The sequence below is a fragment of the Mycobacterium mantenii genome, assembly GCF_010731775.1.
GTDB lineage: Bacteria > Actinomycetota > Actinomycetes > Mycobacteriales > Mycobacteriaceae > Mycobacterium > Mycobacterium mantenii.
Window position 1 is genome coordinate 428,149 of sequence record NZ_AP022590.1, and the last position, 8,919, is coordinate 437,067.

Sequence of the window (8,919 nt, forward strand, 5' to 3'; positions counted from 1 at the left end):
ATGCCGACCGGCTGGCCGTTCTGGCAAACAAGGGGACCCCGCCCCTATGCTTTCAAGCTGAGGTGACGCTGTAGTTAGCAAACTACCTGCCATGGTGTGCCTTAGCCCAGCGCGTCGGCTGGGTGCAGTGGTGACCGGCGCTTGCCGCTGCGCCGCCAACGGCCACGCGCAGCCTCGGCTTGGGTTTTGGGCTGGTGGCAGGGAACGCAGAGGGTGACGAGGTTGTCGAGCACGTCGGCGCCGCCTTCAGCGCGGTTGTGGATGTGGTCGACGTGCAGCTCGCCGCTGTTGGGTTCGCTCTGGTAGCCGCACTGCTGGCAGGTGTAGTCGTCGCGCCGTAGGCAGGCGCGGCGCAGTCGTGTCGGTGTGTTCCAAGGCATCGCAAATCCCTTTCGTGTGGACCGTGGCCGCGCCCGACTGCTCGGCAGGTGGTCGGCCGCGGCCAACGGGTGTGGGCAGCGGGCGCGGTTGGTGCGGCTGCCATGCCAACCGCACCAACCGCCGCTCCGCGCTCCACGTCTAGCTGCCGCTGGGTGCGCTGGCGACGGTGAACTTGCCGACGCGGTCGGGCCGCACCAACTGCCACCCAATCCTCCAGGTGGCCCGTACTTGCACGGCGTCGCTGGAGAACAGGGCGTGCTCGCTGGTTGCGATTTTGACGGGTCCGACCGCGCTGGCGATGGCTGTCTTGTCAACAACGACGCCGGTTCCCGCTGGGATGAACCGCGAGCGAAAGATGGGCAGGCTCAACATCATTGGTTGGGCGTCGTTGGTGCCGGCACCCAGCAAGGCGGCGTTGTAGTCGGCGCCGACCTTCAGCTTCCGTGCGGCCGCCCACGACAACGGGTCAAGGATGATTGCGCTTGGCGTGGAGCCGTTGTTCTCGAGTTCGGCGACGAGGTCGACCAGGGCGTCGAGGCTGTCGGTTACGGCGCCGCCGTCTATGACGTCGGCTGCGTGCAGCAACCCGATCAGCGGGTCCGCATTCTCGCCAAGGTACGAGAGGTCGGCCTTGGCTGTCAGGTCGCGGGCCACCGACGCGGCGACCGACGCCGCGGTCTGCTCTTGGTTGTACTGTTCCTGGCTCAGGTTGACCAGGCGCGAGATTTTCTTGGTCTTGATCTCGACCTCGTCTAAACCTGGTGCCGCGTCTGCGATTTCGGCGCCCTCGGCGACGTACGAGGCGTCCAGGGTGTCGGTCACGTAGCCCACATGCAGGCTCGGCTGGTCGCCGTCAATGTCGCCCGCCACGAAACTCGTTTGGAGGATGAGGGCGTTGGGCAGAACGTCCTCGGGCGCAAAGGTGTAAACGTCGGGTGACCATGCGGCCGCCGTTGTGGGAGTTGTAGTTATAGCCATGAGTGGCAAGTCCTTTCAGGTGCGCAGGAAAACCCGCGCGAAGATTTAACGGGGTTTTCGGCCGCGCACCTGGCGACTTGGCCGGCCTGCACCTGGCAGGACACCACCCACTTTACAGCTAAGGCACCGCCAAGCGCGGTCAATCGCGCGGCCCGAACGCCTCAACCCACTTGTCGCGCTTGGGCTGGTGTGACATGGCCCCCGACTGCAGCCCCTGCCGCGGCGGCTTGTAGATGGTGACGCCGAGTGTCTCTTGCGCGGCCGCGGCGGCCGCCTCAACCTTTTTCACGTCAGGCATCCCGTTCTCGTCAAGGAGATCCGCCAGGTTGGCGCCTACAGCCCACACAGCGGCGGGCTTGAGCCCCAGGCTGGTGACGTGGTTGTCGATGGACGCGCGTTGCATGGCCTCGAGGCGTGTTGCGAGCGCATCCCTTTCGGCCTCGGTGTCACGTAGCTTGGTGCGCCACTTGGCCGCCTCACGGTTGTTGGGGTCGCCCTCACCGCTACCCTCGCCGCCCTCGCCGTCGCTATCCTCGTTAGCCGCGTCGGCGTCAACCTCGGCCTCGGCGTCAGCAGGTGCCGGCGGCGGCCGCAGGGCGTCCTCGAACTCGGCGCGCGCCGTGGCTTGTGCAACGGTCTGCAACGCCTCGGCGCTGATCTCTGCGTCTTGGCGGTCCTCTACGCTAGGCTCGCTGGTTTCGGTCCTGCTTTCGCTGTCGCTCACTTTCCTTCTCCTTCTGCTGTTTTCGGCATGATTGGCGGCGCGATGTACGCGGCGGCCTCGGTGTGGGTGACGCCGGTGAGGTTGCCGTCTGGGTCTGTGATGACCTCGTCGGAGCCGTAGCGGCCGGGGCCAGTCTGTATCGGCGGCAGGTCACCCTTGGGCGGTGTTTTGCGCACCACATCGGGTGGGGGCCTGCGGTATTCGGGGGTAGCCGTCCCGCAGGTCGCGTTCGCCGCTGTCGCCCTCGTTGGGTTCGGTGCCGCCGCCGCGGAGCACGCGTACGGCGGCTGCGAGGCGGTCGACGCAGGGAATACGGCGGACACCGCGCCCGTCGTCGTCTACACACCATGCGCCAGGCGCTGCGCCGCAATTAGGACAGCGGGTTTCGAGTACGCCGGTGGTGGCGTACGCGTCGCAGTCTGGTTGTTCTGTCATGCCGTGATTCCTTCCTCTAACTGATCGCTCAAAATCATCATGGGCTGGTTGCCCCTTTCTTCTTTGACCTCGGCCCACCTCGGCCGACCTCGGCCTGGCCGACGGCCGGGGATAGGACGTGACCTCGGCCCGTCGGCCCCCCTGTAAGGGGCCGAGGTCACGGCCGGGGTGGCGGGCAGAGGTCATTCGGGTCGATCCTGGGCCGGGGTCAAAACAGCGCGATATCCCTTGGCGCCGCGCTTGCCGTCCACTTCTGTTACACGTTTTGCTACGCGCAGGTCTGCAACGGCATCGCGGACTGCAGCCTGCCTGAACTGGTGGCCGGCCTTACGCATCTCGGCATAGAGCAACTCCATGGAGGCGACGGTGTGGTCGGGTAGCGCGGCTATTACGTCGTACACAGCGTCGGCCAGTTCGGCGCTGTAATCCTTCCCCTTGGCAGGGGCTGGTGCGTCGTCATCGTCCTTCGGCGCGAAGAAGCGCATCGTGAAGTCAGGCCCGATAGTCTCTGAGTCGTCGACGATCAGCGTGCCCATGAAGGTTTTGCCGGGGATTCCCGCGGGCCGCCCGTGGGCGCGGAGGTGGCCCGGCCGGTCCTTGGTGACGAAAATGTAAGAGCGGCCCCGCATCTGGCGCCCAAAGGGCTCTTTGTTTTCCAACAAGATTCGCGCCCCGTCGATGGCGTTGCCTTTGTGTACCGAGCCGTAAGCATCACGGCCGCGGCCCTCCCGGTCCTTGGGCAGGTGGTCGCAGGCAATGGTGGCGGCACCGACGCGCAGGAATGGGGTCACAAGTCGGCGCCGGAACGCGGCCGCACCGGCGGCGTCTTTGATCTCATCGCTGTGCAACGCCATGGCCTCGTTAACGCCGTCGTGAATCACCAATGTGGGCGGTGGATCCAGCAGCGTTGCAATCCATTCGATTCTGGCGGCGCGCGCTGGTGCGACGAACCGCAGGCGTGCGTCGATCAACGCGGCGTCCACGCCAAGCAGTAGCAGACGTTCAACCGTAGAGCCGGGATCGCCCTCCTCGTAGTGGCAGTAGACGACGTAGTTCCCGGCGAGTAGTTCAGCGGCTACACAGCCAACCGCGAACCATGTTTTGCCTGACTCGGTTTCGCCGAGAAGTGAGTGTTCCCGACCGGGGTAAACGACTTTCAGCCCATCAGAACGCGTGATACCGAGCGTCGTCTGCGGCTGCACTACTTCCCCGCGTATATACGGCCCTAGGTCGATAGGCTCCCAGGTTGAGGGGACATCGTCGCCTTCATCGCGTCGCCGTCCACTGTCGCGGTGCGGACCTTCTGGCTCTGGTTCAGGTGGGCCGGGGTCGTCGGGGTGCCAGCCGTTGGTGTAGGCGGCCGGCTCTGCGTGCGTCATTGCGCCGCCCGCCTAAGCCATGGCCGCGCGTCGTAAAAGGCTGCGCGGGAGCGCATCTGGTTGCCCATCGCCGGCCAGTCGGCGGCACCAGCAATGGCCCTGGCCGCCGCTGCTTGGGCGGTCTGCGCGACCTCTTTGCGGAGCACGTGGTGCTCGCCGTCCACCGCGAGGGCGAGGACTTTGCGTGGATCTCCGTCGGCCATCGCGCACCATGCGGGACTGCCCGCCCACGGGAGCTGCCCGGTATTGGCCTGCGCGAGCATCCGCTCAACGAATTGGTGCGTCTCCCACCACGACACTTGCTGCGAGGCAATGGCGTTCGGTTGTGCGGGGCTGCTACCCTTGGGGTGGGTTTGGTAACCGTGGTTGGGGCTCCCTTGCGGGGGGGCTCCAACTTTTTTGGTCGGCGGCCCATCCCGGTCCTTCACGCCGCGCCGCCAATCGGCCCGAGCAGGCGGGCAACGCTGTCGCGCTCTATCCGTATCTGACGCGGCCCAACCCGGTGCGCGATCAGCGTGCCGTCTGTGATGCGGCGGCGCACAGACCAGATGGAGGTGCCGGTCGCTTCGGCCACCTGCTTCATGGTGAGTAGTTCGGGCAGGCCAGTGCTGTGCAGTTTGTTGCTGCGGCCCGCTGTGTTTGCTGCGTTCATGGCGCTAACGCTAAGTTCCGCACATGTTGTGTCCGGCGCGAAAACTGTTGCAAATCAACGCATTCTAGTTGCAGTCCCGCACGTAACCCCTGACTGGTGCTAACCAGCTAAGCGCGTGTGACGTGCGGATATATGGTGTTGCGGCTATGCGACTGCACACGCAATTTGTTTGTGCCTCAGTACCATCGGTGTTCTTGACTTACGCGGCGATCTCATGTGGCTTGGTTGGTGGCCAGCGCGGAGAGTGCGTCGGCGATCTCGGCGTCGCGGCCGCTGACAATGCCTTGGTAAATCAGGCTGGCCGTGACCGTGGAATGGCCGAGCCGGCCCATGGTTTCGACCAGGTTGCCGACGCGGGCGGTCTGCGTGCCCGCGAAGTGCCGAAGATCGTGGATGGCGGGCCGCGGCTTTTTCTTGCCGTCGCGTCCAATGTCCGCGAGCGCCGCCTTGAAGTACCGCCGGAACGTCTTGTCGGACAAATGGCAGCTGCGGGCGGGCTCGAAGACAAGTTCGTCGGCGCCTTTGGCGACGTGCGTGGCCAGGTGGTGGAGCAGGGCGGGCCGAATGTGGGGCGGGGTGACGACTTTGCGGCCCTTCTTCGATTTCGGGGTGTCTACATGGCACTTGCCGTCGCGGTGCACCACGCCACGCTCCACGGCGATGAGAGCACAGTCGGCGCTGAAATCTTTGCGCCTAAGCTCCGTCACCTCGCCCCACCGCAGGCCGCACCATGCGCTTATCAGGATAAGTGCTTTGAACCGTTCGTCGATGGCGTCGGCCACCTGGCCAACCTCGGGAACATCGAGGATGACGGGCTGCTTCTTGCTTGAGGTGCCGCCGGCGCCGCTGATTTGTGCAGGGTTGGCAGGGAGGTGCCCGTCAACGACTGCGGTGGCCAGCACGGCGTGCAGCAGCCCGTAGGCGTGGGCGCGGTAGGTGGGCTTGTCCACCAGCGTGGTCGCGTGCCACTGGCGGACAGCCTGGACGGTGATGTTGCTCAGCGGGATAGCGGCCAGCGTGGTCGGCTTGATGTGTTCCTCGAACAACTTGGTGTAGTGGCTCTTGGTGCGTGGTTTAAGGGGCTGGCCGCCCACTGTGCGTTGCTCGATCCACGTGGGCGTGTACTCGGCGAGGGTGATGCCCTTGGCCTGTTTTTCGGCGGCTCGTTGTGCCGGCGGGGTCCACACCTTGAGGTCGATGAGTCGCCGCTCGGCTGCCAGCCAGCCCTCGGCGTCCATCTTGGTTCCGAAGGTGCGCTCGGCCTTGTGGCGGGCCTTATCGGGGCCTATGTAGGAGGCGTGCCACCGCTTCGGTTGGCGGCGGCCGCTTTGGCGTAGCCAGCCCCAGCCGCGGTGTCCCTTCTTGCCGGGCATCCCTCGTCAACCCTCCAAAGCGGTGTTATGCGTATGTTATCCGCGTGCTAGATCGTGCTGGGTTATGCATAGTTATGCACCTAGCGTACAGTGGGCATCGCAGCAGGTAACAGAGGTATTATGGCTGGTATCAGCTGTGCGGAGCAAATCAACAGGCGGCTAATTCGATCCCAGCCGGGACCACTTCAAGACGGTGCAGCACGGGTACGCATTTCTGTGAGATTGGTGGCCTCGAGATCGCATCCGAAAGGGCGAAAATCCGCAGACTGCGGATCTTGGAGAATGTAACCCTCACTCAGCTCCGACAGCGGAACCCGTTGTATTGCATGTTCAGAACTCCTTACTCTCCCGGATTTACTCTCCCGGATCGCCGCGGTGGTCGACTGCGCCGACCATTTCCGGGGATCGTCCCGGCGATCACCATGAGGATTCTCCGGCCAACGGCACGGGTCAGTCACCGTTTTGTTGTCTGCCGAACCGATGCGCGGTCACGGCCGCCCTGCGCCATGAGAGGCGGAACCGTCCTGCGATAGCAGCGGTACGCTCGTCAAAGCCCTCGAACGAGGAAAAGGTGGAGGGATGCTAATGCCGAAACCCCCGGACGCTTCAGCAGCTGCCGGAATCGTGTTCGGTTAAATGTGGCGATCCACGAGAAGCTGCTCGCCGCCGTAGACGGCCGGCGCGGGATAGAAGCCGCCGACTCCCTGTGCCACGCTTGCGTGGTCTTCCTCGAGGTGGACGCAGCGGCGATTTCGCTCGTCTTCGATAGTGCTAGCAGCGGCACACTGGGATCCAGCAGCCCGGCCGCGCGCATGTACGACGAATTGCAGTTCACGCTCGGCGAGGGTCCGTGTCTGGACTCTGTCACGCGGCGGATTCCGATTCTGGTCGTCGACCTCGCCGATCCCGGCGAGGCTCGGTGGACCGCCTACGGGCCCGCCATGCTGGCTCACGGCATCAGAAGCGTTTATGCGATACCGGTCGTCGTGGCCGGCGAATTTGTCGGCGCCCTCGACCTGTTCCGTGCGCAGCCTGGCCCGCTGCCGGACGAGGATTTGGTCGGCGCGGTCGCCGCCGCGGAGCTTGCGGGCATCCCGCTGCTGGACCTCCTGGATGCGGACCTGCAGGCAGCCGTCGCCGACCCCACCAGCAATGCCTGGGCCGAACTCAACACGCTGAGCCGCTCGGAGGTCAGCCAGGCCACCGGAATGCTCGTCGCCCAGCTGGAGGTTGAGCCGGCCGAGGCCCTTGCTCGGCTGCGCGCTCGCGCTTACGCCACCGGCCGCAGCGCCACCGACGTGGCCCGCGACATCCTCGAGCGCCGGCTGAAGTTCGAGGCCGACTGATGCCGGCTCGCATAGGCAGGAACAGTCCGGGAAGGAGGCACTGTGACTGACACTCCCCGTGAAACCCGGGTGCTCGACGCCGTCGTCTCGCTCGTCGACAGCCTGCTCGACGACTTCGACGTCGTCGACCTGCTGACCGACCTCACCGAGCGATGTGTCGAGCTGCTCGACATCGAGGCCGCGGGATTTCTGCTCGCCGACCCACTGCACCAGCTCCGGCTGCTGGCCGCCACCTCGGAGCAGGCCCGTGCACTCGAACTCTTCCAGCTGCAAGCCGACGAAGGCCCATGCGTGGACTGCTACACCACGGGTCGACCGGTTTCGGTCGCCGACGTGCAACGGGTGGCAGGGCGGTGGCCGCGGTTCGTTCCCGCCGCGGTGGAGGAGGGCTTCGCCTCCGTGCACGCCGTCCCGATGCGCGCCGCCGGCATCGTGTTGGGCGCGCTGGGTTTGTTCGGCACGCGCCCGGGCGAGCTCAGTGAGGCCGACCTGCTCGTCGGCCAGACCCTGACTCACATCGCATGCGTTGCGATCCTGACGGAACACCCGCCCACACCCTCCACCGTCATGCCGCAACTACGCTCCGCACTGACCAGTCGCGTCATCATCGAGCAGGCTAAAGGCTTCCTCCGTGAAACGCTGGGTGTGTCCGTCGAGGAGGCCTTCCATTTGTTGCGCACCTACGCGCGGACCAAACGCCAACACTTGACCGACGTCGCCCGCAGATTGATGACCGATCGGGATTCCCGCCCGATACTGCTGGCGGAGTTGACCGAACTCGCGGCCGCGCCACCGCGCTGAGGGTTTCAGCGATGCCGTGCGCGGGCGCGCCGCACGGCCTCTTCGACCAGCCGTTCGGCTACGACGTTCAGTTTCATGTTCTCGGTCTGGCTGATATGGGCGAGCCGGCCGAAGGCCTCGTCCGCGGTACTGCCCGACCTGCTACGGATGATGCCGATCGCCTGATCGATTACTGCGCGGCTGTCCAACGCGCGCTGCAATCGCAGCGTCCGTTTCTGGGCGTTGGCTAGCAACTGCGCGTTGTGCACGGATATCGCGGCGGGCTTGGCGAACTGGGAGCCCAACCGCACCGCGTGCTCGCCGAAAGCGTCGCGGTTTCTGGCATAGGCATTGATCGCCCCGATCACCTCGTCGGCAACGATAAACGGGAGCGCTAGCGCGGAGTGCACGCGCATCCGCGCTACCCGGCCACCGAAGTGCGGCCAACGGCTGTCACTGCCCAGCGATCCGCTCACTGTGGCTCGTTGCGACTGCATACAGGTGATGCAGGGCCCCTCGTTGAGTTCGTCGTACTGAACGGTGTCGATCTCGTCGACGAGTGTCGCGGTCGCCGCCCACGTCCGGACGCTGGATATGCCGTGTCCCGGGTCGATCAAGGCGACGCCCACACCGTCGGCATCGGGAATCGCCTGGGCGGCAAACTCCGCGACGTCCCGAAGGAGGTCGATCAACCCTTGGGCACCCGCCACGATCCCGGCCACTCCGCGGAGCCCGGCATACAGTTCCGCCTCGTCTGCTTCCCGTTGGGCGGGGGAGGGTTCGGATTGTGCCGGCGCTTTGCGACCGGGCTGGGCGTCGAAGTCGGTCAATATCGCCTCCTCCGACAAACTTACTCTTCGCGGCGTCCCCA

11 protein-coding genes are annotated in these 8,919 nt (G+C 65.4%); 2 read left to right on the top strand and 9 right to left on the bottom strand.

Features of this window, described 5'->3' with window-relative positions:
* Positions 1 to 101: 101 nt before the first annotated feature.
* From G6N50_RS02240 to G6N50_RS02275, 8 genes are all read right to left on the bottom strand, one after another.
* Entirely contained in the window at positions 102 to 380 is a 279-nt protein-coding gene (locus G6N50_RS02240) for an HNH endonuclease (protein ID WP_083100180.1), read from the bottom strand.
* A gap of 139 nt (positions 381 to 519) precedes the next feature.
* Positions 520 to 1,359 (bottom strand): phage major capsid protein, encoded by an 840-nt coding sequence (locus tag G6N50_RS02245; protein ID WP_083100182.1) that lies wholly within the window; start codon positions 1,357 to 1,359, stop codon positions 520 to 522.
* Positions 1,360 to 1,498: 139 nt separating this feature from the next.
* Positions 1,499 to 2,083: a hypothetical protein gene (locus G6N50_RS02250; protein WP_083100184.1), complete on the bottom strand. Its 585-nt coding sequence runs from the start codon at positions 2,081 to 2,083 to the stop codon at positions 1,499 to 1,501.
* Positions 2,080 to 2,262, bottom strand: a complete 183-nt coding sequence (locus tag G6N50_RS02255; protein WP_083100186.1) for a hypothetical protein — start codon at positions 2,260 to 2,262, stop codon at positions 2,080 to 2,082. The genes G6N50_RS02250 and G6N50_RS02255 overlap by 4 nt, the downstream gene beginning before the upstream one ends.
* A 438-nt stretch (positions 2,263 to 2,700) precedes the next feature.
* Positions 2,701 to 3,720 (bottom strand): hypothetical protein, encoded by a 1,020-nt coding sequence (locus tag G6N50_RS02260; RefSeq protein ID WP_232068864.1) that lies wholly within the window; start codon positions 3,718 to 3,720, stop codon positions 2,701 to 2,703.
* Between the two features lie 173 nt (positions 3,721 to 3,893).
* Positions 3,894 to 4,196, bottom strand: a complete 303-nt coding sequence (locus G6N50_RS02265; protein WP_232068865.1) for a DUF2742 domain-containing protein — start codon at positions 4,194 to 4,196, stop codon at positions 3,894 to 3,896.
* A gap of 125 nt (positions 4,197 to 4,321) precedes the next feature.
* Positions 4,322 to 4,549 carry a helix-turn-helix transcriptional regulator gene (locus G6N50_RS02270; protein WP_232068866.1) on the bottom strand — a complete coding sequence of 76 codons (228 nt, stop codon included), beginning with the start codon at positions 4,547 to 4,549 and terminating at the stop codon, positions 4,322 to 4,324.
* Positions 4,550 to 4,761: 212 nt separating this feature from the next.
* Complete coding sequence (locus G6N50_RS02275) at positions 4,762 to 5,787, bottom strand: tyrosine-type recombinase/integrase (RefSeq protein ID WP_083094956.1); 1,026 nt, start codon at positions 5,785 to 5,787, stop codon at positions 4,762 to 4,764.
* Positions 5,788 to 6,560: 773 nt separating this feature from the next.
* Between G6N50_RS02275 and G6N50_RS02280 the strand changes: the two genes are divergently transcribed.
* Positions 6,561 to 7,268 carry a GAF and ANTAR domain-containing protein gene (locus G6N50_RS02280; protein WP_083094937.1) on the top strand — a complete coding sequence of 236 codons (708 nt, stop codon included), beginning with the start codon at positions 6,561 to 6,563 and terminating at the stop codon, positions 7,266 to 7,268.
* 42 nt (positions 7,269 to 7,310) lie between these two features.
* Entirely contained in the window at positions 7,311 to 8,069 is a 759-nt protein-coding gene (locus tag G6N50_RS02285) for a GAF and ANTAR domain-containing protein (RefSeq protein WP_083094936.1), read from the top strand.
* A 5-nt stretch (positions 8,070 to 8,074) separates the two neighbouring features.
* Here the strand turns inward: G6N50_RS02285 and G6N50_RS02290 are convergent, their stop codons facing one another.
* On the bottom strand, positions 8,075 to 8,878 hold the full coding sequence (locus G6N50_RS02290; RefSeq protein WP_083094955.1) for a GAF and ANTAR domain-containing protein: 804 nt from the start codon (positions 8,876 to 8,878) through the stop codon (positions 8,075 to 8,077).
* Positions 8,879 to 8,919 lie beyond the last annotated feature (41 nt).

Bases quoted from the DNA above. Each gene is read 5' to 3' on its own strand.
- G6N50_RS02245 (WP_083100182.1), bottom strand. From the start codon at position 1,359: ATGGCTATAACTACAACTCCCACAACGGCGGCCGCATGGTCACCCGAC.
- G6N50_RS02240 (WP_083100180.1), bottom strand. From the start codon at position 380: ATGCCTTGGAACACACCGACACGACTGCGCCGCGCCTGCCTACGGCGC.
- G6N50_RS02270 (WP_232068866.1), bottom strand. From the start codon at position 4,549: ATGAACGCAGCAAACACAGCGGGCCGCAGCAACAAACTGCACAGCACT.
- G6N50_RS02275 (WP_083094956.1), bottom strand. From the start codon at position 5,787: ATGGACGCCGAGGGCTGGCTGGCAGCCGAGCGGCGACTCATCGACCTC.